This window comes from Nitrosarchaeum sp., from assembly GCF_025699065.1.
GTDB lineage: Archaea > Thermoproteota > Nitrososphaeria > Nitrososphaerales > Nitrosopumilaceae > Nitrosarchaeum.
Map to the genome: position 1 here is coordinate 69,847 of NZ_JAILWF010000003.1, position 25,902 is coordinate 95,748.

29 protein-coding genes and 1 tRNA gene are annotated in these 25,902 nt (G+C 33.3%); 14 read left to right on the forward strand and 16 right to left on the reverse strand.

Annotated features, from left to right (window positions below; genetic code table 11):
* Window positions 1–36 precede the first annotated feature (36 nt).
* Entirely contained in the window at window positions 37–1,578 is a 1,542-nt protein-coding gene (locus K5782_RS04195; protein ID WP_297464215.1) for an SMP-30/gluconolactonase/LRE family protein, read from the reverse strand.
* 384 nt (window positions 1,579–1,962) lie between these two features.
* Between K5782_RS04195 and K5782_RS04200 the strand changes: the two genes are divergently transcribed.
* The 6 genes from K5782_RS04200 (at window position 1,963) to K5782_RS04225 (ending at window position 6,774) form a co-directional block, all read left to right on the forward strand.
* Entirely contained in the window at window positions 1,963–2,346 is a 384-nt protein-coding gene (locus K5782_RS04200) for a hypothetical protein (RefSeq protein ID WP_297464217.1), read from the forward strand.
* 4 nt (window positions 2,347–2,350) lie between these two features.
* Window positions 2,351–2,854, forward strand: a complete 504-nt coding sequence (locus K5782_RS04205; protein WP_297464218.1) for a winged helix-turn-helix domain-containing protein — start codon at window positions 2,351–2,353, stop codon at window positions 2,852–2,854.
* A 76-nt stretch (window positions 2,855–2,930) separates the two neighbouring features.
* Window positions 2,931–3,215 carry a hypothetical protein gene (locus K5782_RS04210; RefSeq protein WP_297464220.1) on the forward strand — a complete coding sequence of 95 codons (285 nt, stop codon included), beginning with the start codon at window positions 2,931–2,933 and terminating at the stop codon, window positions 3,213–3,215.
* A 158-nt stretch (window positions 3,216–3,373) separates the two neighbouring features.
* Complete coding sequence (locus K5782_RS04215; RefSeq protein ID WP_297464624.1) at window positions 3,374–4,360, forward strand: plastocyanin/azurin family copper-binding protein; 987 nt, start codon at window positions 3,374–3,376, stop codon at window positions 4,358–4,360.
* Window position 4,361: 1 nt separating this feature from the next.
* Entirely contained in the window at window positions 4,362–5,039 is a 678-nt protein-coding gene (locus K5782_RS04220; RefSeq protein ID WP_297464222.1) for a hypothetical protein, read from the forward strand.
* Between the two features lie 4 nt (window positions 5,040–5,043).
* Window positions 5,044–6,774, forward strand: a complete 1,731-nt coding sequence (locus K5782_RS04225) for a peptidase (RefSeq protein ID WP_297464224.1) — start codon at window positions 5,044–5,046, stop codon at window positions 6,772–6,774.
* A 388-nt stretch (window positions 6,775–7,162) separates the two neighbouring features.
* Here the strand turns inward: K5782_RS04225 and K5782_RS04230 are convergent, their stop codons facing one another.
* The 6 genes from K5782_RS04230 to K5782_RS04255 form a co-directional block, all read right to left on the reverse strand.
* Window positions 7,163–7,636, reverse strand: a complete 474-nt coding sequence (locus K5782_RS04230) for a hypothetical protein (protein ID WP_297464226.1) — start codon at window positions 7,634–7,636, stop codon at window positions 7,163–7,165.
* 56 nt (window positions 7,637–7,692) lie between these two features.
* The gene (locus tag K5782_RS04235; RefSeq protein ID WP_297464228.1) at window positions 7,693–8,310 is read right to left on the reverse strand and encodes a cation transporter; all 618 of its coding nucleotides are present in this window, start codon (window positions 8,308–8,310) and stop codon (window positions 7,693–7,695) included.
* Window positions 8,311–8,351: 41 nt separating this feature from the next.
* Complete coding sequence (locus K5782_RS04240; RefSeq protein ID WP_297464230.1) at window positions 8,352–8,531, reverse strand: hypothetical protein; 180 nt, start codon at window positions 8,529–8,531, stop codon at window positions 8,352–8,354.
* Window positions 8,532–8,762: 231 nt separating this feature from the next.
* Window positions 8,763–9,011 (reverse strand): hypothetical protein, encoded by a 249-nt coding sequence (locus tag K5782_RS04245; protein ID WP_297464232.1) that lies wholly within the window; start codon window positions 9,009–9,011, stop codon window positions 8,763–8,765.
* Window positions 9,001–9,939, reverse strand: coding sequence for a hypothetical protein (locus K5782_RS04250; protein WP_297464234.1), 939 nt, complete (start codon window positions 9,937–9,939; stop codon window positions 9,001–9,003). The genes K5782_RS04245 and K5782_RS04250 overlap by 11 nt, the downstream gene beginning before the upstream one ends.
* A complete protein-coding gene (locus K5782_RS04255; RefSeq protein ID WP_297464236.1) occupies window positions 9,936–10,139 on the reverse strand; it encodes a hypothetical protein in 204 nt (67 codons plus the stop codon). The genes K5782_RS04250 and K5782_RS04255 overlap by 4 nt, the downstream gene beginning before the upstream one ends.
* A 40-nt stretch (window positions 10,140–10,179) precedes the next feature.
* On the opposite strand from K5782_RS04255, the gene K5782_RS04260 reads away from it, so the two are divergent.
* Window positions 10,180–11,262 carry a hypothetical protein gene (locus tag K5782_RS04260; protein WP_297464238.1) on the forward strand — a complete coding sequence of 361 codons (1,083 nt, stop codon included), beginning with the start codon at window positions 10,180–10,182 and terminating at the stop codon, window positions 11,260–11,262.
* On the opposite strand, the gene K5782_RS04265 is transcribed toward K5782_RS04260, so the two are convergent.
* From K5782_RS04265 to K5782_RS04295, 7 genes are all read right to left on the reverse strand, one after another.
* Window positions 11,244–12,425 carry a tyrosine-type recombinase/integrase gene (locus K5782_RS04265; protein WP_297464240.1) on the reverse strand — a complete coding sequence of 394 codons (1,182 nt, stop codon included), beginning with the start codon at window positions 12,423–12,425 and terminating at the stop codon, window positions 11,244–11,246. The two genes, K5782_RS04260 and K5782_RS04265, sit on opposite strands and share 19 nt — an antisense overlap.
* A gap of 47 nt (window positions 12,426–12,472) precedes the next feature.
* Complete coding sequence (locus K5782_RS04270) at window positions 12,473–12,820, reverse strand: hypothetical protein (RefSeq protein ID WP_179366016.1); 348 nt, start codon at window positions 12,818–12,820, stop codon at window positions 12,473–12,475.
* Window positions 12,821–12,981: 161 nt separating this feature from the next.
* Window positions 12,982–14,247, reverse strand: a complete 1,266-nt coding sequence (gene cofH, locus K5782_RS04275) for a 5-amino-6-(D-ribitylamino)uracil--L-tyrosine 4-hydroxyphenyl transferase CofH (RefSeq protein WP_297464243.1) — start codon at window positions 14,245–14,247, stop codon at window positions 12,982–12,984.
* The gene (gene cofG / locus K5782_RS04280; RefSeq protein ID WP_297464245.1) at window positions 14,244–15,413 is read right to left on the reverse strand and encodes a 7,8-didemethyl-8-hydroxy-5-deazariboflavin synthase subunit CofG; all 1,170 of its coding nucleotides are present in this window, start codon (window positions 15,411–15,413) and stop codon (window positions 14,244–14,246) included. The genes cofH and cofG overlap by 4 nt, the downstream gene beginning before the upstream one ends.
* Before the next feature lie 42 nt (window positions 15,414–15,455).
* Complete coding sequence (locus tag K5782_RS04285) at window positions 15,456–16,598, reverse strand: trypsin-like peptidase domain-containing protein (RefSeq protein ID WP_297464247.1); 1,143 nt, start codon at window positions 16,596–16,598, stop codon at window positions 15,456–15,458.
* A 37-nt stretch (window positions 16,599–16,635) separates the two neighbouring features.
* Window positions 16,636–17,841: a glycosyltransferase family 2 protein gene (locus K5782_RS04290; RefSeq protein ID WP_297464249.1), complete on the reverse strand. Its 1,206-nt coding sequence runs from the start codon at window positions 17,839–17,841 to the stop codon at window positions 16,636–16,638.
* 3 nt (window positions 17,842–17,844) lie between these two features.
* Window positions 17,845–18,261, reverse strand: coding sequence for an SRPBCC family protein (locus tag K5782_RS04295; RefSeq protein ID WP_366069369.1), 417 nt, complete (start codon window positions 18,259–18,261; stop codon window positions 17,845–17,847).
* 144 nt (window positions 18,262–18,405) lie between these two features.
* On the opposite strand from K5782_RS04295, the gene K5782_RS04300 reads away from it, so the two are divergent.
* Together K5782_RS04300 and K5782_RS04305 are read left to right on the forward strand one after the other, a co-directional pair.
* Window positions 18,406–18,621, forward strand: coding sequence for a hypothetical protein (locus K5782_RS04300; RefSeq protein WP_297464253.1), 216 nt, complete (start codon window positions 18,406–18,408; stop codon window positions 18,619–18,621).
* A 41-nt stretch (window positions 18,622–18,662) separates the two neighbouring features.
* Window positions 18,663–18,989, forward strand: a complete 327-nt coding sequence (locus K5782_RS04305) for a tRNA-binding protein (protein WP_297464255.1) — start codon at window positions 18,663–18,665, stop codon at window positions 18,987–18,989.
* A gap of 25 nt (window positions 18,990–19,014) precedes the next feature.
* Here K5782_RS04305 and K5782_RS04310 read toward each other — a convergent pair whose 3' ends face one another.
* Window positions 19,015–19,575: a TATA-box-binding protein gene (locus K5782_RS04310; RefSeq protein WP_007401319.1), complete on the reverse strand. Its 561-nt coding sequence runs from the start codon at window positions 19,573–19,575 to the stop codon at window positions 19,015–19,017.
* Between the two features lie 150 nt (window positions 19,576–19,725).
* Here K5782_RS04310 and K5782_RS04315 point away from each other — a divergent pair, with 150 nt between their 5' ends.
* Both K5782_RS04315 and K5782_RS04320 read left to right on the forward strand, forming a co-directional pair.
* The gene (locus K5782_RS04315; RefSeq protein ID WP_297464261.1) at window positions 19,726–20,847 is read left to right on the forward strand and encodes a DUF1512 domain-containing protein; all 1,122 of its coding nucleotides are present in this window, start codon (window positions 19,726–19,728) and stop codon (window positions 20,845–20,847) included.
* Window positions 20,844–21,026 carry a hypothetical protein gene (locus K5782_RS04320; RefSeq protein WP_297464263.1) on the forward strand — a complete coding sequence of 61 codons (183 nt, stop codon included), beginning with the start codon at window positions 20,844–20,846 and terminating at the stop codon, window positions 21,024–21,026. Before K5782_RS04315 ends, K5782_RS04320 begins: the two co-directional genes overlap by 4 nt.
* Here K5782_RS04320 and map read toward each other — a convergent pair.
* Window positions 21,013–21,909, reverse strand: coding sequence for a type II methionyl aminopeptidase (gene map, locus K5782_RS04325; protein WP_297464265.1), 897 nt, complete (start codon window positions 21,907–21,909; stop codon window positions 21,013–21,015). The two genes, K5782_RS04320 and map, sit on opposite strands and share 14 nt — an antisense overlap.
* Window positions 21,910–21,984: 75 nt before the next feature.
* On the opposite strand from map, the gene K5782_RS04330 reads away from it, so the two are divergent.
* The 3 genes from K5782_RS04330 to K5782_RS04340 all read left to right on the forward strand — a co-directional run bounded on the left by K5782_RS04330 (window position 21,985) and on the right by K5782_RS04340 (window position 25,877).
* Window positions 21,985–22,061, forward strand: a tRNA-Pro gene (locus tag K5782_RS04330).
* Between the two features lie 144 nt (window positions 22,062–22,205).
* Window positions 22,206–22,451, forward strand: coding sequence for a hypothetical protein (locus K5782_RS04335; RefSeq protein ID WP_297464267.1), 246 nt, complete (start codon window positions 22,206–22,208; stop codon window positions 22,449–22,451).
* A gap of 135 nt (window positions 22,452–22,586) precedes the next feature.
* On the forward strand, window positions 22,587–25,877 hold the full coding sequence (locus K5782_RS04340) for a lamin tail domain-containing protein (protein ID WP_297464269.1): 3,291 nt from the start codon (window positions 22,587–22,589) through the stop codon (window positions 25,875–25,877).
* The last annotated feature ends 25 nt before the right edge of the window (window positions 25,878–25,902 follow it).

Consider the following 25,902-nt stretch of genomic DNA (forward strand, 5'->3'; position numbering starts at 1 on the left):
AATCAGTCAATTAACATCCTTAATTTCATATAAAAATCAGATAACTTTGATTGTAACATAAGTGGATACTGATACATCTGGAATTTGGGTTCCTAGTAAAATCTTGTAGCTTCCTTGGTGGGCATTTTCGTCAACAAAAATAGTTACAGGTATTTGCATTGCTTGTTCTGAAATGTGTGTCGGTTCTAATTTTGTATTAATTTTAATCAGTTCAGAATTTGAGTTTCCAAATAAAACTACGTTCATACTTTGGCTTGTTTGAGGTGTTACAGTCACCAAAATTTCTTGTTGTTCTCCTTGTTTGATGACAATCTCCCCTTTTTCTGTTTCAAGTGAGATTGGAATTTTCACTGAGGTATCTAAGACTCCGATATTGTTTTCTACCCATTCTGTAAACCATACTTGTTTATCTTTAAAGGTAAATCCAAAACTTTGGGATATCCCACAATCAGTTAGCTCTCCACAATCTGACCAAGTGGGATTCTTTGATGGGATGTCATATTCAATTAATGATTCAGAATTTGGATTAAACACTGCCAATCTATTTCCTGTCTGCTGATTAAACCACAAGTTACCTTCTGAATCAAATGCATTCCAATATGGGCGAGTAATTGGAGTTTTAATCAATCCTGAAGCATTACCATAAGTCAAAATGGACGGCTTTGAAGTGGTATACTCTAACACTTTTTTAGTGTCTGGACTGAATTTGTAAAATGAACTTCCTGCAGTATCTGCAATCCAAATATTCCCTAATGATCCAACAGAAACACCATTTGGTGCTTGAATTGAATCTGGAAGAGTATGCTGTTCCACTTCTTGTGTGATGGAATTTGTTTTAACAAGAATTACCTCTTTTTGATATTTCCACATTACAAACCAAATGTTTCCTTTATCATCAATAACTGCTTGACTTGTAAAGAATCCTTCAGGAATTGAAATAGTAGCGTTAGTAAATTTACCTTCATCTAATTTTTCATGATTTAAGATAACAATTTGGCTTCCTGTAAAATCATTAATCACAAAATTGTCATTATACAGTCCAATTTTCTGTGGAAATGATTTTTTTGTTTTTGCGGGAATTTGGAACTTTGAATATTTTTCTTCAGAGATTGAAAATTTCCACAATGATTCGTTTTTTTCATCAGTAAACCAAATTTCATTATCTTCTGTATATGCTATCCCCCACATCATTGATGCACTATTTAATGACCATTGATCATTGTGATACTCTGTAAATAATTTTGATTCAGGATCAAACTTTGCAACTTTACCAGTATTTGTCTGAGTAAACCAAATTTTGCCTTCAGCATCAGAAATTATAGAAAGAGGCTGAGAACAAGGCGTGGGAATTTCAAACTCTTTGATATATTGATTTGTTTTTGCATCTGAACTTCCGCAATGTTGCAACCTTTCATTAGGACTGTAATTGTCCGCAGGAGTTCCAGTTAATTCTGGCATCACATTTGTTTCTGTTGTTTGTGAAATAGCCTCTTCAGGTAATTCATTAAAAACAATAATGACAAATAGGGTAGCAATCAAAAAAACTGTTCCTGCTACAAAATATAGATACTTTTTCACAAATCAAACTAGTATTGCCTAGTTATAACTTCTAATTATGTTTGATAGTTCTACCAATTTTAGTTATCAAGAATCTGTTAATATCTAGCTAAACATTCTATATCTTGATTTTTTTGATTATTTGATCTAGATCTTAAACGAAGCTTTGTCTGACAACATGGACATCGTAAATCTTGTGAAATTATAAAAATCGAGCATTGAGTACATCTTTTTTGTCCATTTCCGTATCTAGAACTTCCATTCATATGTCTTGATTTAAAATGTGAGCATATTCCTTTACACAAATTCATGTTGAGTAATTCATCTCATTATCCATTAATTAATGCTAATCTTGTTTGATAGTTCTACCAATCATTTTTAGTAGGTGAAAAATTATCTAATATCGTGCAAAAAACTACTCTTAATAATAAACAAAAATTCAATATTCTTATTTTAATTACTGGCGTGCTTATGGCAATTAGCATACCTGTCTTTTTGCCTCATTTTCTTCATGGTCATGGAGTTCATACAGGGATTCACCTAGCCAGCATCTCACTTGGTTCTTTTCTTTCTGTTATAGGAGTGATGACATATCTAGAATACAAAACAAAAAGATTGTTGTTAGTGTTTTTTGCATTTGCAACTATAACAATAGCTGAAACATTATCTGCACTAAATATCATATTTTTGTTTTGGGCATCTTATTCAAGTATTGACTCTGTAATTACCCATTTGCTGATACTTATGATGTTGACCTTTTTTTCTATAGGGATTTTTAAGAGAGATTGATATGATGATAAAATCACTCAAAAGAAAAACTATTCTGCAAATAGTGGAATCAAATCCAGGCGTGGGGTTTGTCGATATTCAAAAACATACAGGTTATGCTAACGGAGTTCTTAGTCATCATTTGAAAAGATTGGAAAATGAAGGACACATTAGGATAAAGCATGGAAAACGTAAGATTTGGATATTTTCTTCTATTGTGAATACTGATAATGATAATCTTCTAATTTTTTTTAGAAAAGAAACATGTCAAAAAATTCTGCTTTTTCTTTTAGATGTTAAAATTGCAACCTTTAGTCAAATACGTGATGCAGTTGAAAAAAGTCCTAGTACAACTTCAGTTACTATGAAAATGTTGCTTGGAGAAAAATTGATAAGAAAAATTTATGGATTTCCTTTAAAATATGAATTAGAAAATTACGAAAAAACTTTACAAGTAATTGAAACAATAAAACCATCTAATGTTGATGTACTAAAAGACAGATTTGCAGATACTTTCTCTTATTATTGATTTTTTAATTCCAATTAATGGTAGAACTATCAAACAACAGAGACATATAATTTAGTGATCTAGTAGATTGCAAACAATGTCTGATTTTATAAAAAACAACAAAACTACAATTCAAGTGTTTATTCTGATAATATCGATAGGGTCTGGTCTGCTTGTTTATCTTACATGGTATGTGTCACCTGACGAGATTACTGAAAGAGTTAGAGTAATTGCAAATACTGAAAATGGATGTATCGTTGAAACCATGGATAACTTTGCAATAAACATTGGTTCATGTGATGCACAATCTGGAGAAACCATAGTTGCTACATATGATGCAAAAATTAAAGAACGCGCACTACTGATGAATCCTACAGGTTAGTTACATATTCAACATGAAATGACGTTCCAAATGTTGTTTTTTATAAAATATAACATACTAGTAGAACTGCCAAACAAACTGTATCATTATTAAAGTCATCTTAGAGTTTTATCATATTGACATCTATTACACGTTTGAGATTTTTTGGATTTGTGATATTGAGTGTTTTTGTGTTTATTATTTTTGATGCAAATTCCATTTCTGATTCTTACGCTGAAGAGATCACAATTAACATTCCATTTGGAGCATATAGTCCCGAATTAAATACGCCTGCTGAGGTGTGGTATGATCCCCCAGTTGTATCTGCTACAGTTGGAGATACAATTACTTGGATAAATAACGATAAGGAAGGTCATACTGTTACAAGCGGACAAGGTTCTGGAAGATTTGGTTGGATGAACAATGATTTTGGAATTTCTGATGGTTTGTTTGACAGTGATAGATTCATGCCAGGTGAATCTTGGTCATACAAATTTGAAGAGTCAGGTACTTTTTCTTATTATTGTACAATTCATCCGTGGATGGATGGCGTTATAACAATTAAAGAATCTGTATTAGATTATCCTCATGATGCATTTGGAAATAAGATAGAGTCATTTCCAGTTATCAAATTCACCCCTGACAATATTATTGAGGTAGATCTTACGTGGGAACCAAATGTTATCAAAACACATGAAAAAGTACAATTCATCTATCAATTTTATAGTCGTGCAACAAATGCAAATCTTGCCAAAATGCAGTATGACTTTGTTTTAATTCAAAATGGCAAAGAGATCTATCGCGATACTGGACTTACACAGATTGGCGGGGACTATCGAAATTTTGTATTTGATAATACTGGCTCAATTATAATACGATTTGAGGGAATAGAAGGTACCGCAGGCACGATTAGTGATAAAACCATTGATGTCACCACATCAAAAGCTGCAAGAACTACTGAATTTTCTACTATTGTTTATGAGAACCAAGAAAAAATGGATCATGAGCAAATGCAAATCAAACCTGCACAGCGTTTGGAACTTTATTATGGATTGTATCCGATAATCATTTTAGTTCCAGGTGTGCTTTTTATTATCGCATTATTTTGGATGAAAAAATCAAAAAAGAATTCATCCCAGAACACATCTAGTTCCACACCGATTTAACATGGATAGTACACAAGAACTAAAAATTGTACGATGGAGTATCATCATTACAATCGTCATTAGTGTAATGAGTTTAGTAATTCATGATTTGATATATTTTCAGACACATGAGAGTACTCCTTTAGATACCGCATTTATAGAATCTGGATTTGGTAAAATTTCATTTTCTAATAAGGTTCAAAGCTATTCGATCTCAAATGATATTTATCAAGACTATGAATTGGGATTTCAAATTTTAAAACCAAATGATGCTTGGAAAGTAATACCAATGTCTGATAGCATGAATGATGAAAGTATGGAGATTCTAAAAACTAAAGGTTTCCTTGATGGGATCTATTTGGAGCAAAATAACGAAAAGCATTTCATGATTGCTGTTTTTGATGTTTCACAAAAATCATCTTTTGAACTGGCAAATTATGTCGATACACAAATTGAAACTATGAAAAATATCGCCGATGTGGATATTCAAATCAGGCAAGTATCTCAATCTAATGATTGGGCTATTTTTGGAGCACATGCTCACTCTGAAAATATAGATGAATATGGCGAACAGCTTTTGTATTTAGAAAATAATCGACTATACATGCTTCAATACACTGGTCTGTCTCCATCAGAGATGAAGACAGAAATAAAATCAGAATATCGCTCAATACTTGATTCTTTTAAAATACTGGGATGATTGTATGTCCAAATTAGTAATGAAACATGCCTATTTTGGGTTGATTATGATATTGGTTGTAATATCTAGTATACCATCTCAAAATGTTTCTGGACATGGATTAGGAGGCGAGACTCATCCTCCAGTAACACTTGATGGACGTGATGTGACTTTGTCAATTAACATTTCCCCATCTACATTTGATCTCAATGATTTGGAAAGATACATCACAATTAATCTAAATGAATCAAAAAGTCAAGGAGTAGTAGAACACGTTACCCTTATGTTTGAATTAAAAAAAGATGGCGAAAGAATTTTCAGAAGAATGTTTCATGATGACTTGGGCAATCTAACCATTAAAGTAATTAATGATGGTTCAGATGAAATAAAAATCAAGGGAGATTTATCACCTGCTCTTGAATCATGGATGAGAACTGCAACAGAGCCAGTAACAATGACAGGTTCAGTTTTTAATTCAGGTGGGTTATATGAATACAAAATAGAAATCTTAACTGCTGATTCGGATTTTAATTTTCTTGACAAGAGACTAGAATTGATAGGGGCAATCAGTCTTGCTGAACACAATACGTATACAGTAGTTGATTCTGAACAAGCATCTCATATAGTAAATATAATTTCATATTTTGATAAAATTGAAAACTTTGAGTTTAATTCAAACAAAATTTCATTTTCAATGCCTTTTGATTGGAATCAAGATCTTGAACAGATAAGTGTAGTACATCAAGAAGTTAGAATTCCAGAGGGGTTTTCGGAATTTCTCCATACAAAATATGATGTTAAAATAAATAATATTGTGATAAAAGATGATGCTGTAACTATAGATGATTATTCATCAGACGGTAGAACAGTTCACGTTGTGATGAATCAAGAAGATCTAAAACAAATCAAAGAACAAGCAAAACAAAAATCAGATTCAGACATGTATTTTGAATTGGGTTTAAGCAATGATGTTGTTTTACCTTTGGTAGCAACCACTCCTGACATTAGATATCAGGCGTATCTATCTTGGAAGCCAGAAATAATCAGAGCTGGGGAGGATATAACCTTCTTTTTAGAAACAAAAGAACTGTTTACAGACAAATCTACCAAGAACATAGAATATGAGGTAGACATGTCATCAAACGGCACTTCTATCTATCACGAACGTATTTTTGGTTCTGTAAATTCTGAAACTTTAGATAAATTTCAATTCAAATTTCTTCCTGAACACATTGGAACCGTTAAATTAGATATATCAGACATTGGGGGAAATTCTCTTTCAGATGTTAATTTTTTGTTAGTTGTGAAGCCTCAAGAAATTACAAAATTTCCAATTACATTGGAAAGTAAATCAAATACTTTGGATGGACAATATTTAGTTGATCTTACATGGTTTCCAAACACATTAGGTCTTGGAGAATCAGAATTTGTTATGACCTTTTATGAAAAAGACTCCAAACTGCCAGTAAGAGGTGCAACGTATGATTTTGTGTTACTCAAAGATGGTTCTGAAATATATCGCAAATCTGGTATCGCAAATGCAGGTGGCACATTTGAAAACTTTGTATTTGTGGAAAAAGAAACAGGAGATCTTACCATAAGAATTGAAAATATTGCTGGAACTGATGAATATGTTGAAATTCCAATTAATGTTACACCAGAATTTCCACTAGGAATTTCAATTATGTTTATGATAATAATTTCAATACTAATGATATCAACAAAATATGTTAAAAATTTTCAATATAATGTATAAACAAACAACATTTACAATAGATGTTTTAGAAAACTAGTAGAACTACCAAACAATCTATTGATTATTAAAGTTTAGAATTTTTTGTTATGTGTGGTGGAATAATCTAAAAATGAATATGTGCAAAGGAATCTGTGAGCAATTCAAAGCCAAAGACTTCAAGGGAAAAATTAGATATGAAATAGGTCAGAAACACTGCTCAAAGTGTTCTATTTTCATACTTTATCCAGAAATAAGATGTCCTTGCTGTAATTGTGTTTTACGCATAACGCCTAGATCAAACAGATGTAGAAAAGATTTTCAGGAAAGAAAAAACAACTAACATAACAAAAAGATACATGGAAATAACAAATAGAATTACTTTAATTCAAAACTCTATTAAAAAATAAGATCATGGCATCATATTATTGCCCATCATATTTCCCATCATCGTTGAATTATTCATTCCCATCATGTTCATCATTTGTTGATTACTCATCATGTGGTTCACCATTCCTTGATTCTGCATCATCATGCCCATCATCTGATCTCTCATTGCAGGATCATTCATCATGTTATTCATCATTGGTTGCATCATGGTACTCATGTGCTGATTATTTCCCATCATCATGTTGTGCATCTGGGTCATAGATTGTGGGTCATTCATCATAGTACTCATCCATTGATTCATAGCATTTGGATCATTCATCATGGTTTGATGCCATCGATTCATCATTGCAGGATCATTCATCATTTGTTGCATTTGCTGTGGGGTCATGTGCATATAGTTGAAAGTCGAGGTATTTTGAGAAATACCATAACCAATTCCAATTCCTACTACTAACACACCAACAATAATCCCAATGATTACGTACTGACTTGTCATAAAAAACCTGATGCACTCTCAAATATATGAAATTTGACGATATTCATTGTTGATTCTCACTTCACAGATTCTTTCATGTCATTTCTCGCGTCTTTAATTATTGAGAATGATGAATGAAGAAAGAGACTTGCAATTATGCCAGCTACTATGAGATCGGGGTATGATGTTCCTGTCAAAAATACAAAACCTGCACCAACTATCACCAAAATATTACCTAACGCATCGTTACGACTAAAGAGCCATACTGCACGTACATTAGCATCACCTTTCCTATGTGGAAGTAATATGATAACTGCAATTACATTAATCAAAAGTGCACCAAAGCCAAAGATCCCCATCAATCCAGCTTCAGGAACATGCAGAATTTGTGTGCGATATATTGTATAACCAAGTACTGCTATTCCCATTACACCAAGAAAAATTCCTTGTAGAAGAGCTGAGCGAGCACGCAATTTCAACCCCCAACCTATTGCAAGCAATCCTAAGAATGTGATTGAACCATCACCTAGAAAATCAAGTGCATCAGCTTTGAGTGCTTGAGAATCTGCTAAAAATCCCCCAACCATATCTGCAATGCCATATCCTACATTGAGTAAAACAACTAACCATAATGCCCTACGATATGCAGGTGTTATATGGGAAAGATCTTTTGGTAAATCATCATCGTCTGGCATTAATTTTCTCTCTCAAGATTTATAATATTTCAAAACTATTTTTATCTCCATCTATGATGGCAATCATTACATTCCCATTTTTCATTTCTAGTCACAATACATCCGCCCAAAACAATCTCTTTTCTATCTAATCTCTCTTCAATTTCTCTCATATCTGCTGGCAATCCCCAAAGAATCTTTGCATGATTGATACTTTCACAATTAGGACACTGTCTTTTCATTTCTAGAAATGGATACCTTCTATGGCATCGCCCTTCACAGACTTGCAAACAGGACAACTTGCGTTGTTTCTATTATTTGTCCTAGAAAATATACATCCACAATCTACACATGCCTTAACATCGGAACGTAAAACTACCATGAATTAATTATGTGATTCTCAGTATTATGCATTTTTCTTGATTTCAAGGTGTAGCAGTTTGTTTGGTTGAGAAAATTTTGTCTCAAAATGCTTAGGAATCAGGACTGTAATTCCTATTTTTAATCTGCTGAATATCTGACTTGAACTGCAATAATCGAAGTTTTAGTTGTCTGTCTTTCTCCTCTTGTTGTAAGTCAAGATGGGAAAATTGTTTACACAGAGAACCATAGTATCCGATTTTTGTCCACTTACCTTCAATCCTTACGTATGCAGAAAGTGTAGTGCAGGAATCATCATCGCATGAATTGTTTTTTTCACAGTGATAATTTCTATAGACCATTATTTGTCCTCTCTCCCGTGTAAATCGATGCTAAATTGCCTGCCAAATCTTTGTAGATTGTTCCTAAATTTGGTGTAGATGATTCTTTAAGATCAACAAGATACGCTTCAATTCTGTCTAATGTATTTGGCATGTCCACAATTCTTTGTGCCCCCTGAATGGTATGGACTTCCCAGTCAGCATCACGTCCCTTTGAGCGATTCATTATTGCGTTATCAAATCTAATCTGACTTGCACCTGTGGTGCTAAGAAGTGAAGATGCAATCGGAGATGGAATTGCAATTTCGGGTTTTCCAGTACAGTATCCGTCAGAAAGTTTTACTTTGAAATGGCGTTGTAGGTACATAACAACCCCATATGCTTCAATCATTGCTCTGTGATATGCTTCATTAAGATCAATACCAAGCGTGTCTGTTATTGTTACTTCAAATTTGTAATCAGATTTTCCTACTATCAAACGAGTGGAACGGAAATTCAGAATTGCATGGTAAATCTTTACATTGTTTCTTAATTTTTGTTTTTGAGATATTAGTTGTTCCTCTAGTAGACTACCGCCTTCTTCAACTAGAAATGTAACTTTCATGTTTTCAATGCGAATCAACTGTTTGTTTTTGTACCGCTCGTACTGGTCGTGAATTCTTTTACCAGATTCAGTTAGGAAATAATTCCCTTTGGAAGGTTGTCTGAGAACTCCCTCTGCTATTAATTTCTTGAGCCAATAGGTCAGGTTTTGCTTGGAAATGCCCATGTCTATTGTTAGTACTTTAGGTGATGTCCCACCATAACGTATTGCAGATAGTAGTTTATACCCCTGATCTAAAATTTCACTCTTTAATTTTTTACCATCTATGTTTTTCTTTTTTCTTATATCTTGAGATTTTACTAAAGATTGCTCTACATCTACACTGCTCACTGCCATCTTTTTCAAGAAATAACCTCCATTGAAATCTCAAATTTTTTACTCTCTAGTTCATAGCAATCTTGACAATACTCTACTGTGAATTTCTCATTAAATCCACCATCATATACTACTCTGATTTGTTTTCTATTATTACAATCACACTCGTAAACTATTATTTCTGATGTGTCTGTTGTTACCTTTCTTGATTGTGACTCTCGCTGGTTCATTTACAAAGGTAATTAATGTTAGTTCGTTGTATACTATTGAATGGTTCAAATAGTACTCAAGACTGATGATTTATACGTAGAAGAACCAATTTTATGGGATAACATATTTCCTTATGGCACAATTCCGATATTTGTAGGAAAAAAGAGAAAACATGTGATGGATCTCTTGTCTGCACTGGAATTACGTGGTGCATCTACTACAAGTGAACTTGCACGTTTTGCTATAGAATCGCACTATTCAAAAGGTCAGATAAAAGAAATGGGGAAGTCATTGCTGACAAGACGTGGACATTATTATCTAAATCATCTTAGTGGTCGTGAAAAAAAGAAAATTGGAAAAAAAACTGTTGGGATGTATGCTAATCTTTTAAAAACAAATTATGTAAAGTTAATAGATTCGTCAAAATCAAATATTGGCGTTTATTTCCCAACCTTATTGACACATTTAGTGTCATTAGGTTATGTGTATACTTATGATGAAACATGTGCATTTATTAAAAATGCTTCTCGTAATAGTCTTTATTTTGCATTTCTTTATGATATAATGAATAAGACATCTTTTGCATTTGTCAAGGAATTCTTTCTTGATCCAATTAAAAAAATGATTAAACAAAATAGAATACGGTTTGATGATGACTTTAGATTAAACTTTGATATTATTGCAAGTGCTACTGCACTAAAGATTATGGAAATCATTCAAAGATCAGAGTGGTGGATACGTTCAAAAGGAGATACAAATTTGAAAACAGGTGATTTAAAATTACTAAAAGAGCTAGATGTTCTTATACAAAATACTTGGTTTGATTTGCAGAATTCAAAATTATTATCAAAATGGGTAGGGTTGTATTATCCAACAGAAGAACAAAAGTGGTTTTATTCACAACATAGTGACTTCTCTGATGCACAATTGATTTACAAAGTAATGAGAGAAATTCATGTTAACTATTATGGCAGTTATGGGCAAAAAATTCCAACTAAATATCAACAAAAATTTCCATTCCCAATTAAGCGTAATCGAAAAAAGAAAACAAAATCTACAAACTCTGCATTTCATAATAGCATGATGGCAAAAAAGTTACGCGATTCTCAATATGGCTCTAAAAATTATGACTGGGAAACCTGATTAGGCTTTTTCTTTAACCTGTTTATTTTCTCAATTCGTGCCTGCATTTTGATTATTTCTGTCTTCATCCAGTCCATTTCACTCTCTACTTGCTCTTTATCCAGTTTAGCTTGTTCTAATTCTGATTTTTCCTTTTCTATCTTTAGTTTCTCTACTCTTATTTTTTCAGTGTCATCTATTGTCAAATCCAAAATTGCCTTTGAAAATTGCTCAAAACATTCTTCTAATGTTGGTTGCAGATATGCTCCATCTAATCCTCTTCTATGTGCCATTAGTTTTTCTGCGATGTTAGAGTTTACTTCATTGTTCATTTTGAGTTTCCCGTTGAATCTTTTTCTAAACATACGCATTGTTGCTTTGTCATATGTTGCGCCTTTTTTTGTTCGTTCAATTCCTGCGTTTCTGATTGCTTTTTCTACCACTTTACGCAATCCCATCTCATCCATATGATCATTAGTTTTATTTTTGTAAAAATTTGCAAATATTGGAGTTTCATCACTGAATTCTTCTTTTCGCATCTCTTTTCTCCAAGAAAAATAATTGTTTAATGCTCTTGTTGCCTCTGGCGTTAAAAATGACCAGTATCCCTCCTTTGACTCGTCATAGATTTTAATTGCCATACATCCATGTGGCATATTCTTTAGATGCTTCATTCTTAGAATCGGGTCTGAAATTCCTGCAGGTCTTGCACCCGTACTTGCCATAAAGTGAATTATTGCTTTGTCCCTTGTGTGTTTTGCAGAGTCTATCATTCTTTTTACTTCATCATCAGTTACTGGTTTGTTTCCTGCTAATTCTTGTTCTTCTTTTTTGATTGTTCTTCTTACTAGTTTTCTGTGCCAGAATTTTCTATTCATGTCAAAAAACAATTCTGGTGATGCAAGCATTGTGCTAATACCTGATGTCTTTATTGTTTCATTTAGATTCATTACATATGCTTGCAGTAAATCTGTAATTTTTTCTTGATCAAAACCTACTACTATTTTGTATTCTTCATTATTTTCAATTTCTTTTCTTTCTACTAAAAAATCCATGAATCTTTTCATGTTGTATGCATATGTGGAACGAGTGGAGTCTGTCTTCATTCCTGCAAAGAATTTCTGATACTCTATACTCTTCTTTGATTGCTCCTTTGCATGGATTATCCACTTCTCCCGTAGCATGTAACTGCTAATATGTGTCTAAATAAAAAGGTACATATTACATATGTCTAATTACTTTTATGAATAAACAGATTCAACATGGTTCTTCCTTTGTCTGTTATGGAATAGATCATGTTTGCTCCCACTGCTTCTTTTTGCACAAAGTTGTAATCTATACAAAGATGCAGATAATTCAGAAATGATTTTTTCATTCTTATCTTAGATTTTGAATATAGATCTGAAAACGTCATTGGATTTCCTCTAAGTTGATATAATAATTTTAGAAGAGATAACGTGCTGTAATCTCTTGTTCTTGCTTTTACTGCATCTAGTATCTGGACGTCTCTTTTTATAATAAAATCTTCGAATTGGTCTGCTACTTCTACAGGTATGTATGTTAGTCTTGCTCGCATCATACCGTATGGTACGGTACATTACCTTATTAATGTTCATCTCAAGCTTTGTTGCTCTATCTAGATGGTTTTTTTACACCATTTTCATGCCTATTGTTCTAATAATGCTCCTAAAATGTCAAAAACCAAACAACTTCAATATGACTGGAATTTTATTGAAACAACTATGGTTTGTTGCTTCTTGGATTTTTATATCTAAATTTGTTAATTTTAATTAATTCTGCATATGATCCAAATTTAGACGAGTCTGAAATTTTATCAAGCTCACCATCTGATTCATCATTCCCATCAAATCTTTTCAATATTTTATAATTCGTACTTCTTTCGGCAGGTATTCTTCCAATCTCTTTGACAAGTCTTCTAATTTCTTTTGGTCTGATCAATTGTCCGTGATTGGAACCAGCTGAAGTTGAAATGCTCTCATTGATTAGCGTTCCGCCAAAGTCATTTGCTCCCCACATTAACAATAACTGAGACATTTTCTGTCCTTCTTTTACCCAAGACATTTGAATATTGTCAATTTGATTATTCAGTAAAATTCGTGCAATGGCATGTGTGAGTAATACATCTTTTCCACTTCCTCCCTCCCTTATCTCTTCATGTAGTTGATGTTTGTACATTGGAGCTTCACTGTGAATGAAATTAAGTGGAACGAATTCTGTGAATCCTTTTGTTTCTTTTTGAATTTCTCTAATTTTTACAATGTGGTTTACTCTGTCTTCTAGAGTCTCAACATGTCCAAACATCATAGTTGACGTAGTGTTGATTCCAAGATTATGTGCAGTTTTGATTACTTCTATCCAGTCTTTCACACTGATTCTTCCTGGAGAAATTTTATCTCTTAGTTTCTGATCTAAAATCTCAGCTGCAGTTCCAGGTAGTGTATTTACTCCTGCCTCCTTGAGCCTCTTTAGATATTCTCTAATCGTAGTCTTTGATCTTGATGCTCCATAAAGTACCTCTTCAGGTGAAAATCCATGTATGTGAATATCTGGAATCTCTTTTTTAATCTCTTTACAAATATTCTCATATAGTTCTCCGTCCATATCTGGGGGAAGGCCAGCTTGGATACATACTTCGGTAGCTCCTAATTGCTGTGCTTCTTTTGCACGTCTGACTATTTCTTCGGTTGGAAGAAAATACCCTTCTTCTTCTCTAAAGTCTCTACTAAATGCACAAAAACCACATTGCTTAATGCATACGTTAGTGAAATTGATGTTCCTATTTACAACATATGTGACAGTATCTCCTACTCTTCTACTTCTAATTTCATCTGCTACTAATCCTACTAAATGAAAATCAATACCTGATGTATTATACAGCCTTAGTCCTTCTTCTGCTGATATCTCTTTGTCAGATAATGCCTTGTTCAAAATTTCAGAAATAGAAGAATCTGATTTTTTAAGTAGTGCATCTATGTTTGTATTCATTTCCAATAATCCTTCCTTACCATCCCTTCTTCATCTTCAATATTTTTCATCTTACCTCTTAACTCTTTGCCAATAAATGAAAAAAATTCTGGATAAATTGGAAATCTGCATTTTAATTCAAATCCTGCATTCTTTGAATCTTGTTCGACTTTTTTAATCTCTGGCCATGAAAATTCTGGATTTACATAATCTGGTGTAAGTGGTGAAATTCCACCCCAATCATTAATTCCTAAAGATAGAAAACTCTGATATGAATTTGGAGACAAATTTGGTGGAATCTGTATGTTCATTTTTGGCATAATTACTCTTGTTAGTGCAACAATTATTTTGAAATAATTTTCATTTGCTGGGGGAAAATTCTTCATCTTAGTGTCTTGCTTTGGCTGAAAGTTTTGAATAATTACCTCTTGAATATTTCCATATTTCTCATGTAGTTTTTTTATTGCAATGATCGAGTCTATTACTTCAATTGGTGTTTCTCCAATACCTACAAGAATTCCTGTAGTCATTGGAATCTTTAATTTGCCTGTGTTTTCTAATACTTCGAGTCTTGCTTTTGGCCTTTTACTTGCAGCTAGATAATGAGGCATGTCTTTTTTTATCAGTCTTTCACTAACGTTTTCAAGCATTATGCCCATTGACACATTGGTTTTTTGTAATTCTTTTAGCTCATCATAATTCAAATTTCCAGCGTTGGTGTGTGGGAATAATCCTTCCTCTATTGCTAATTCTGATGCATGAATCAAATATTCTGCAGTCGAGTTGAATCCGTTTTCTTTTAGCCAATCCCTAGCTTCTTGATATCTCTGTTCTGGTCTTTCACCTGTCACAAATAATGCTTCTACACATCGATATTTTTTTGCAAGACTCAATAACTGTTTTATTTCTTGTTTTGACATCAATGATATTTTATTTTCATTAGGTTCTGCCTTGTAAGTACAGTATGAACATGTATCTTTGCATAAATTTACAATATTAAAAAATGCTTTTTTTGAAAATGTCACTGAATCTTTTTTAAATTTATGTCTTAGTTTTTGTGCTATTGAAAATAATTCTTTAGAATCTATTTTTGAATTTTGATATATTTCTATTATATTGTCTCTGGAAATTATTTTATCTTCTAAAACACTGTTTAAACTCTCAGAGTTTAATACAAGCTCATTCAATAGTTGGTGTTTTTGTCTAGAGGTATTTATGCTTGTATTGCGTTAATTTCCATTTGGTCGTTCATCTAGAGTAATTGTGATATTAGTTGTTCTACCGTCTCTTAGAACCTCTAAAACCATTTCATCTCCTACAGATTTTGCTCTCTGTAAATGAATTAAAATATCATCTATTTTTCTTACTTGATTTCCATCAACTGATAAAATAATATCTCCTCCGATTTGATACTTTATCCCATCGACTTCTATAGTCTCATTTGAACCATGAATCCCTGCTTTTGCAGCTGGGCTATCATCTACAACTGTAATTACTAGAAAACCTACCGCATCATTTAGATTCAAAACTTTAGCTAGATCAGGATCAATATCTCTACCTGCTATTCCAATCCATGGGTGTGTGTATTTTCCATCTACAATTATCTTTGGAACAATTTTAGCTAAAGTTTGTGATGGTACTGCAAATCCTACTCCTGTAAATTCCCCTGTAGTTGATTGTATTGCAGTGTTTATTCCGACAATCTCTCCTCTCATATTCAATAGCGGTCCTCCTGAATTTCCAGGATTAATTGCTGCATCTGTCTGAATCACATCTGGAATAGAGTATCCTGCACCAGAAGGTAAGAGTCTGCCCAATTGACTAATAATTCCTGAAGTCATAGACCCTGATAATCCAAATGGATTTCCTATTGCTGCTATTGGTTCTCCAACCTTGAGATTTGCTGAATCTCCTAGTGGCAATGGCTGTAATAACGATAAATCTGCATTAACCTTGATCACTCCTATATCTGTATATTGATCAGAACCCACAATTTCTGCATTATATGATCTTCCATCCAAAAATGTAACTACTACTTTTTTTACATTCTTAACAACATGAGCATTTGTAATTATGTGTCCTTGTTTATCAAAAACAAAACCAGAACCTACCCCACTAGTTCCATTTGACTGCTCTGCTCTCTGAACGTTAATTCTAACTACTCCTGGTTCTGATTTTTCAAATATTTCAATCAATGAAAGCTTTTTTGAGTAATCTGTAATTGTTGTTCCTGCTGCACTTGGAATTGATTTGTTATCTGAAATGACATTTGATTTTACTGCAGTTGGTGGCACTGCTAAAATTACTGCAAAAATTATTGCAACAATTGCTGCCCCACCTATAGCTCCGACAATTACTCCTGATTTATCCATGCAAAATCGGTACCCAATTTTCTATCTAAAAGCATTGCTATACACTGATTGAGTTTTGAACATGATCTTTCATATAGTATTTTCGTCCTCTCCATGATACTGCACTATTTTTAGCTTGAAGCAACCCACTCAAAAATCCTAATACTACTACTAGGCTACCTATTGGGGCAAACAACGCATCAATTAATTTTAATTGCAATAATTTTTTGACTTCAATTATTGCTCCTATGTAAATCATTATTGTGGAAATAATTGAGGTAGCAAATAATAATGAAAACGATGTTGTTTTGAATGCTCCAAAAACTGAATATGCTAAAATTGGAAATGGCATAAATAATAAAAACAATACTGCAAAAAAACATCCAATTGCAATTTTTTTACTCTGTAAGTAAAGCGGAACCATTAATCTTTTCAATGCATTCCAAAGTGTACTTCTATCTCTAGCCCAAACTGCATCAATTAGATGATCTCCCCTAACGATTTTCATTTTATGTCCTGATTCTTTTACTTTTTTCCCAAGGGCCCCATCTTCAATAATTTCATGCTTAACACCCTCATGCATTCCAACTAATTCGTATGTTTTTCTTTTAATTATGAAAAAACTGCCAAAAAAATATGCTGTCTTCTTTGCAGGGTCATTTACTTTTAGCGCTGAAAACCTAGTGTGAAGAAAGACTGAAATCATTGGTAATGTGATTTTTGTCCAAAAATCAATTGCACGCATTTTTGGAATTGCTGATAATGCATCCAAATCAAAAGAGAGTAAATGTGATACTGCAAGAGAGATAACGTTTTGGGAATGTTTTGTGTCTGCATCAGAAAATAATAAAATATCTCCCGTTGCTTTTTTATATCCTTCCATACATGCCCAATTTTTCCCCATCCATCCCTCTGGTTTTGTCTGTGCACTTACTGGAATTATTTTTGAGTTTTTCTTTGCATATTCAAAAATAATTTTACTAGTTGAATCATCTGACGAATCATCTATCACAATTATTTCATAATTTGAATAGTTCTGTTCAATTAGTGAGTTTAGACATCTTCCAATGAATTCTTCTTCATTTCTTGCAGGAAGAATTATTGACACTTTTGGATTGTTATGCTCCTTTTTTTCAAAGTCTTCAATCTTTGGTGTAAATCTAGCAGAATCCATCATAGTTTTTATTAGAAATGTCCATGCTGCTGAAATTCCAATTAAAATCGCAATTAATGAATAATTTAAAACATCTAAAATTAATTCCATGAATTATCGCTCTATCTCTTCTTTGATCTTCTGCAATGCTTGCTCAGTTCCACTTTGAATGTGTTTTTTTATCATTCCTGTAAACATTCCCATCATTCCAGACAGTTTGATATCCCATTTTACATTCAGAATCGTTTTTTTATCTTTGGCAGTTAATGTAATTATCTTACTCCCTACTATGACTCCTTTTGTAAAGAGTGTCTCGATCTTTTCTTTTGGGTATAATTTTACCTCCTGCATGCATTTTTGATCTCTAAATGCTATAGTTATTTCTCTGTTTACGACATTGTCGTTTTTTGATATGTTCCTAATCTCTTTGGTCCCTTTCCAGAATTTCGGTTCATTATCTATATCTGAGACAATATGCCAAACATTGTCAATTTGGGAATTAATTTCTAGTGATACCTGAATTTCTGCCACGCCTTTCATCATTTCGCATTAAATATATTAGATTCCAATAACATAAGAAACCGACTGTGATGGGCAACATGCCTAAAATCCAGAACAGTAACTCCAGTTCTAACGGCAATTGCCAAACTTCCGTCACAGTCAATTACACTAAACATGAAACCATCACGATATATGCCAAAAATTGGAACCTTTGACGGAGCGGGATTTTGGAAAAACGCCTATGCTCATCAACGTGGTAAGTTACTAAAAATGGTAAATGTACCTGATGATCAAATAATTGTTCTAGTGAATAAAAAATATGTTGAATTACCAGCTGCGCTGAAATATGAAATTGAAACAAGCGGTATTGATAAAAAAACACTGTCGTGAAATTTCGAAATCGATTTTAATGAGATGATTTAGTAATTCTTATGTCTCATGTATCTTATGATGATTTTGCAAAATTAGATATTCGTGTAGCAAAAATCATTTCAACCGAACCAATTCCTGGCAAAACTAGAATTATCAAAGGAATAATTGATCTTGGAAATGAAACAAGAAATGTGATAATTGGGGGAGCACAATATTACAAACCTGAAGATATTATTGGCAAAGTAGTGATTGTTATTGCAAACTTGGAACCTAAAACTATGGCCGGAGTTGAATCAAATGCAATGCTTTTGGCCGCTGATGTTGATGATAAACCATTTTGGTTAACCGTTAATGAGGACGTACCTTTAGGAAGTCCCATAAAATAAATAAGAAAATAAATTCAATCTACGTTTAATCGTAGATCATTAGATTTTTTTCTTCTAGTAATGCATGTAAGTTGTTAACTGATCTATATACATCAGGTTCTTTTTTAGCGCCTGTACAGACAAGTTTTCCAGAAGAAAATAACAAAATTACTGTTTTTGGGTCTAACATTCTATGAATTAATCCTGGAAACTGTTCTGGCTCATACATACTTCTTGGCAATGTTCTTGCAGCTTGTTCTAGATGGATTTTGCCACCTAAGTTAATCGATGCTACAATATTTTGAATTTCTACAGTGGCATCTTTTTTTACTTTTATCCCTCCTTTTCGAAGTTTCTGAACTACTGTTTTTACTGCCTTTCTTGCCATTTCTTCTGATTTTGAACCTGTACACACCATCTTTCCTGATGTGAAAATCAAAGTTGCAGTTTTCGGACTCTTTAGTCTAAAGACTAGCCCAGGGAATTGATCTGGATGATATTCGACATCTGGGAATGTACGTGTAATTTCATTCAAGTCCATTTTCTGATCAACTGAAGCCGATGCTACAACATTTTCCACGCTTACAATTGGCTTTGTTTGTGGCATATTCAGGTTGTTTCTATCCTAACTATAATAAAAGCACTCGCCATTTTTTTACCTTCAAGTAGACTATTTTTATAATTTCTATGAATTATTGAGATTTCCCTTCTTGAACATACGAATCATTTAATTTAGAATCTCGAATTTCTGTGTCTATTGGATTTTACAGACATTGATTTCGATCAACTCTTTGGATCAGGTGGGGATACTAATCCAATAATGATGTTGATCTGGATTATTCCTATTTTCATCTTTGTATTATATGGTCAAAGAATTCAATTGGCGGTAACTTCTGGCGAAATAAAAAAAGGAATAAAAAAACTTGAAGATTATAAAACAAAATCACGAACTGAATTAATTAATTATATTAAAAAAAATATGAATCCCACAGAAGATCCTACTAAAAAGATTGACCGCTTTTTGGATTATTTTACAATAATGCCAGTCGATATGGATCCTAATGGAATAGTTGGTAAAGTACGACATATTGTTAGAGCAAGAGAGGATTATACTCGTGAACATGTTAAATCTATATCTCCACAAACAAGCGAGTTGGAATTAACTAAAATTCAAACACTGCTTGAAATTGCCACTACTCTACAAATGATTCACAAAGTAATTAATCATATGTTCTTAACTGCCAAAAAACAAAACAACTATCCGTTAATTTTGCCACTTCAGATGATTTTGCCTTTCATACTAGAAGAAGCAGAAGCAATGCACAAAGCAATTCCTGCTTTTAAAATGGGTCAACCCATAGGTGATGGCATAGGCCCTATGGTTGTAGGTAAAATGATGTTAGAGTCTAAAAAAGAATCGGTTGCTTTTCAAACTATATTAGGTGAAACTCAATATGATCAACGAAAATTATTACTACTAAAAGCTGAAGGTCCTGGTTCAACAGTGGGAAGACCTGGAGATGCAATGGATGTAATACTCTCTAAAAATAAACCCGATATTATCATCATGGTTGATGCTGCATTAAAAATGGAGGGCGAAGATTCTGCAACAATTGCACAAGGATTTGGTGCCGCAATTGGTGGTATTGGAACTGAAAGATTTCAAATTGAAGACATTGCAACAAAAAATAACATACCTATCTTTGCAATTGTCATAAAACAATCAGTCAAAGAAGCAATCACTTTAATGACTAAAGACATTGCTGACAAAGCTGACGATGTTCGCTCTCAAATATCTGAGATGATTCACGATAACACAAAGCCTGGCCAAACTGTTTTGTTAATTGGAGTTGGAAATACTATGGGGATCCCACAATGATATTCTCAAAAGAAAAAATTATTCTTGAATATACTGTAGAAAAATGCCAAAAATGTAACTTGGAAAGAAAAAGAAAATATCATGAAGGTGATTTTCTTTTTACTGAATCTTCAAAATGTGATTCATGTGATGGGATTACCGTAATTGAAAAAATCTTCGGCGAAACTATTGAGAAATAGTAGTTATTGTAACTCCGTTATCGTTTGGAATAAAAGTGTGTTCTGCTTGAGCTACTCTTTTCTCATTTATCTCAATTAAAACTGGGTATGCTTGTACTGCCTTTTTGTTGACAAGTAATTCTAATAATTCTCGAGCTTTCTTTTCCTCCCATTCTTTTGTAATCCATCTAAGGGCAAAAGGCAACATGTTAAATTTCTCCCATATATAATCAAGCAGTTTATCTGCTTCATCGTTTTTTGTTTTCTTTCTAGAGTTTAATGCAAAAATGTTTTTTGTTTTTCCATTTCTTACAAAACCGCCTCCATCTTCTGTAGTGACAAACGGTTCACATGCATAAGCTGTATCGCCCGCAAGTGTAAATCCACCAACTGACCAAATGTTTGGAATGGATCTGCCTGCGTGAATAGTGTATTGTCCTAAAGAATGACCGCTAAGATTTGCAATTGGTTTGAATCCTGTTTGTTTTATTGTTTTTTCTATAATTCGTCCTATATCGCTTGCCTTGACTCCAACTTTTATCATTGACATTGCATTGCTTAATGCTTCTTCTGCAGCTTGAATCAATCCTGTGTATTGCGGATCCTGACATACCGTAACTGCAGTATCTGCAATGTATCCATTAATTTGAGCACCAAGGTCAATTTTTAATAAATCTGATTCTGAAATCGTTATTGGATCATTTGGTTCTGCTGTGTAATGAGCAGCAATTTCATTAATGCTTGTATTTACAGGAAATGCACATTTTGCTCCTCGTTTTTTAATTTGATTTTCTATCTCTTCACAAATTTCATAAACTGTTTTTCCAACCCAGTTTCTCTCTCTTGCCATCTCTCTTACTTCTGATGCGATTTTTCCAGCTCTGATATAATCTTCGGATTGCAATGATTTTCTGTTCTTTTGACTGCCTTTAAAATGATTATCTGTCAAGCTTAAATTGGGCGACTTTGGGGATTCACTGGGATCGTGGTCTAGCTTGGTATGATTCTGCGTTTGGGACGCAGAGGTCGTGTGTTCAAATCACGCCGATCCCACCACTAATCATTATCTTATTATCAATTAACATTCTAAATTTATCGCCGAGCAATGAGGAAGAGTTAGAGTAATGAATTGATATGAAGTAAAATTAATCGCTCTGAGCTCCGGCATGTTTTTATCAATTATGACTTGTTTTAATTTTATTGAATTTTGAAAAACGTGACATAATTCTGATAGTGGGCCTTTTCTTTTTCATGCTGGGTTTGATTCCTTTTATGGCTCCATTTTATGCAGCTTTCATTGTCATTATCATGTATTTTGGAATCAAATTCTATGTGGCTAACAGGAAAAAAGCAATCAAGAAAGATGTAGGCGAAGGCATTTGTGCTGAGTGTGGTTCTTCAATATTTAATAAAAAATGCCCAAATTGTGACTCTGTTAGGGAATAACTTCTACGTATTACTTAAAACGATAAAAATCCTATATTTTGTAATGATATTAAGATATATGACTTTCACAACTAGCTCAACTTTTGCTCAATTCAATTCTAAAATGAGGCTATTAGGCACCCTATATTGGACATCATGAAAAATATTCTAGTTTTATTTTCCATTTTGCTACTTGGTGGTTTAGCAGTTACAGCAAGTGCTCAATCTAGTACTAATCATGTTGTAATTAATGAAATTGATATTAATCCACCCGGGGATGATTCTAAATCTGTTTTAGAATGGGTTGAGATTTACAATCCGACAAGTTCTAAAGTAGATATCAGTGGTTGGCAAATTGCTTCAACCACTGCATTGAAAAAAACAATGACTATTTCATCTGGTACTTTTATTGAACCCGGTAAATATCTGACATTTTCATATCAAAGTTTGTGGTTTGCTGATTCTAATGAATTAGTAGAATTAAGAGACAAGAATGGAGTTGTTATAGATAAAACTCCATTACTGTCTGATCCTAAAAATGATTTGACTTCTTGGCAACGAATCTATGATGGATATGACTTTGATAATTCTAACGACTGGAAATTTGCAATTCCTACAGCTGGTTCATCTAATGGAAAGGTAACTACTACTGAAACCAAAACAGACGTCACTGTAACTGTATCTACTAATAAGGAATCATATCTGTTTGGTGAAACTGCATCTATTACCGGAAAAATCTCAAAACAAGTATTCATCACTGCGCCATATTTTCATGCTGATGAAATATCCGTAAAGATTACTGGACCTAAATATGATAAAACAATTTCACTTTACCCTGATCTTAATTTGAATTATAAGACTTCGTTGAATCTTCAACAAGTTCTTGGTATAAACAAAGGAGTTTACTTGGTTTCAGTTACATATGGTGGAGCAACTTCACAAACAAGCTTTACGGTAGGGGATGAAGTAATTCCAGACGTTGTTGTAAAAAATAATACTCTTAGTATTGTTACTGATAAATCACAATATCTTCCGGGCGATACTTTATCTTTGACAGGAATTACTACTGAGGCAATTCCATTTGAAGGCTTGAAATTTAACATCAAGGATCCCAATGGAAAAATAATTTCAACAGGAAGTTTGTATCCTACTAATGGAAAATTCTCAACAAACGTGTATATCACTCCTGTGAATCCGGCATTTGGCACCTATCAGATCACTGCCGAATATTTTGACAAATCTGCACTTACATTTTTTGAAGTAGTCAAAGACACCAAAGAGGAAAAAGCAATTTCGATATGGACCGACAAAGATGCATATGCTTTAGGAGAAACTGTTACAATTACTGGTAGACTCAACAATGTATGGGTTCAATTTATGAACCTAGAAATATTACAAACAAAAAATACAGCACTTGCTACTGCTGCTCTTGGTGGTGGTAATTCTGGTTTTAAAATATTAGATACCATAAAAATATCTGGTGACGGAACTTTTTCATATTCTTTTAAAATTCCAGATAGCAACGTTCGATTAGGAGATTATAAAATCTCTGTATCGCAAAGTCTTGGATCTGCATCAAAAACTATTCACGCTGTAGCAAATCCTGATGACTTTATTGTAAGTAGTAATCCTATCTCAATTTCCACAGACAAGCTGATCTATAATTTAGGTGATACCATGACAATTAGTGGTTATGTTAAAAATCCTGTGCTTAGCTCTACTTATCAAACAGCTTCAGTAGTAATTTCAATATCTCATGAGGATGGACGCCCTTTAGAAATTGTTGCACAGGCACCAAATGCTAAAACTAGATTGAATAATGGATTGGTTGTTGCCTATGAATTTACTGCAACTCCTGACCCTTCTGGAAAATTCTCAGTTCAAACAAAAGTTTTGAAAAATGCATTTGCTGAAGGAAATTATAAGATTAAAGCAGAATATCGTGGTCTAACAACATCCGCTTCAGTTGGAATTTTGGATCCTCTGAAATTATCTAGTGGTGCACTAATCTCTCTAAATAAACAGGTATACGGATTAGGCGAACCAGTTGTTTTATCTGGAATTCTTCCTCCAACAGGGGCCAGTTCTGTAACCATTTCACTCACAAAACCTGATGGAAGTATAGTAAATTCAGGCGCAACAGTGGATAATCAGAGATTTTCTTGGTCTTGGATGACTCCTATCACAGAAAAACCGCTTACTATAAAAACTGATGATCGTTCTGTTACTAAATCAAATTATGGAATTTATAAAATTCGAGTATCTATAGCATCTGCTGGTACTGATGTTTTCTTCAAAGTTTCATCTGATCCTGCAAATGACTCTTTGACACTGGTTCCATTATATGTTACCACTGAAAAATCTCTCTACAAAGCAGGAGAGAAATTAAAGGTAATTGGAAATATCATTAAGCGCGATCAAGGGTCTGAAGGATTAGTAGTTCCAGATAGAGTAACAATACGCGTACTTGATAACAAGACTCCTTTCAAACAAATCAGTGAGGCATCTGTTTATCCTGATCAAGGAGGAAATTTCCAAAGCTCATTTGAATTACCAGTAACTGTTTTCAAAGAAGGTGAATATAAAATCAAAGCACTGTATTCAGGAAAGCAATCCGAATCTGTATTTACTATAGCTAATGATTTTTCTATTGGTTCATCTGACAAATTATCGCTTTTACTTGCTACTGACAAGTCTGATTACTATCCAGGTGATACTGTAACTGTCTCTGGTAAACCAAACAAGCTAATTTATCTTGAAAAATTTGATGTTAGTGTAATTCAGAAAAAAGAAGGTGAGATAACATGTGGTACATTTTATTGTGGTAAACATGTAGGTAAAGTTACTACAATTCGACCAAGCTCATCCGGTTCATTTTCACATGAAATAATAATTCCTAACATGCCCTCAAGTATTGGTTCATATGAAATTACAGTAGATGCTGGATTTCAGACAAAATCTATAATGTTTAATGTTATAGAGAAACCAGTTGTTGTTGAGCCTGTAAAAGTTCCATCAATCTTAATCGATAAGGTAAATCGAATATCAGAGGATAAAATATCTATTATTACAAACGAAAAAACTGTTGATGATAAACAGGCATTTCCACGCGTGTTATCTGGTTCATTACTTTCTTCAAAAGTTGATCAATCTAATGTGAATCTGAGAATTACTTCTGAATCTGGAATTTGCATTATAGGTCAAGATGTAGATTGTCTTGTACAGAATTCTACTAGAAAACCTGGACAAATCTACGATGTGGTATCTGTAGATGGAATTGAACTAAACGTCAGATACAGTGGGCCAGACGTATATCTTGAGAAATTTGATATTCTTCCTGTATCATCAGATGGATTTTTGCCTAATGCAAACTGGAATGTGGATATAATCAAAGAAGATCAAATATCGAGATTTTACTACAAGATTAACTACAAAATGGTAGAGTAAGTTCAAAATACCATTCATTTTCTAT

Excerpts from the sequence above, each read along its gene's own strand:
- K5782_RS04205 (WP_297464218.1), top strand. The coding sequence starts at position 2,351 with ATGATAAAATCACTCAAAAGAAAAACTATTCTGCAAATAGTGGAATCA.
- K5782_RS04210 (WP_297464220.1), top strand. The coding sequence starts at position 2,931 with ATGTCTGATTTTATAAAAAACAACAAAACTACAATTCAAGTGTTTATT.
- K5782_RS04220 (WP_297464222.1), top strand. The coding sequence starts at position 4,362 with ATGGATAGTACACAAGAACTAAAAATTGTACGATGGAGTATCATCATT.
- K5782_RS04225 (WP_297464224.1), top strand. The coding sequence starts at position 5,044 with ATGTCCAAATTAGTAATGAAACATGCCTATTTTGGGTTGATTATGATA.
- K5782_RS04230 (WP_297464226.1), bottom strand. The coding sequence starts at position 7,636 with ATGACAAGTCAGTACGTAATCATTGGGATTATTGTTGGTGTGTTAGTA.
- K5782_RS04235 (WP_297464228.1), bottom strand. The coding sequence starts at position 8,310 with ATGCCAGACGATGATGATTTACCAAAAGATCTTTCCCATATAACACCT.
- K5782_RS04240 (WP_297464230.1), bottom strand. The coding sequence starts at position 8,531 with ATGAAAAGACAGTGTCCTAATTGTGAAAGTATCAATCATGCAAAGATT.
- K5782_RS04245 (WP_297464232.1), bottom strand. The coding sequence starts at position 9,011 with ATGGTCTATAGAAATTATCACTGTGAAAAAAACAATTCATGCGATGAT.
- K5782_RS04255 (WP_297464236.1), bottom strand. The coding sequence starts at position 10,139 with ATGAACCAGCGAGAGTCACAATCAAGAAAGGTAACAACAGACACATCA.
- K5782_RS04260 (WP_297464238.1), top strand. The coding sequence starts at position 10,180 with ATGGTTCAAATAGTACTCAAGACTGATGATTTATACGTAGAAGAACCA.
- K5782_RS04265 (WP_297464240.1), bottom strand. The coding sequence starts at position 12,425 with ATGCTACGGGAGAAGTGGATAATCCATGCAAAGGAGCAATCAAAGAAG.
- K5782_RS04270 (WP_179366016.1), bottom strand. The coding sequence starts at position 12,820 with ATGATGCGAGCAAGACTAACATACATACCTGTAGAAGTAGCAGACCAA.
- cofH (WP_297464243.1), bottom strand. The coding sequence starts at position 14,247 with ATGAATACAAACATAGATGCACTACTTAAAAAATCAGATTCTTCTATT.
- K5782_RS04285 (WP_297464247.1), bottom strand. The coding sequence starts at position 16,598 with ATGGATAAATCAGGAGTAATTGTCGGAGCTATAGGTGGGGCAGCAATT.
- K5782_RS04290 (WP_297464249.1), bottom strand. The coding sequence starts at position 17,841 with ATGGAATTAATTTTAGATGTTTTAAATTATTCATTAATTGCGATTTTA.
- K5782_RS04300 (WP_297464253.1), top strand. The coding sequence starts at position 18,406 with ATGAAACCATCACGATATATGCCAAAAATTGGAACCTTTGACGGAGCG.
- K5782_RS04305 (WP_297464255.1), top strand. The coding sequence starts at position 18,663 with ATGTCTCATGTATCTTATGATGATTTTGCAAAATTAGATATTCGTGTA.
- K5782_RS04310 (WP_007401319.1), bottom strand. The coding sequence starts at position 19,575 with ATGCCACAAACAAAGCCAATTGTAAGCGTGGAAAATGTTGTAGCATCG.
- K5782_RS04320 (WP_297464263.1), top strand. The coding sequence starts at position 20,844 with ATGATATTCTCAAAAGAAAAAATTATTCTTGAATATACTGTAGAAAAA.
- K5782_RS04340 (WP_297464269.1), top strand. The coding sequence starts at position 22,587 with ATGAAAAATATTCTAGTTTTATTTTCCATTTTGCTACTTGGTGGTTTA.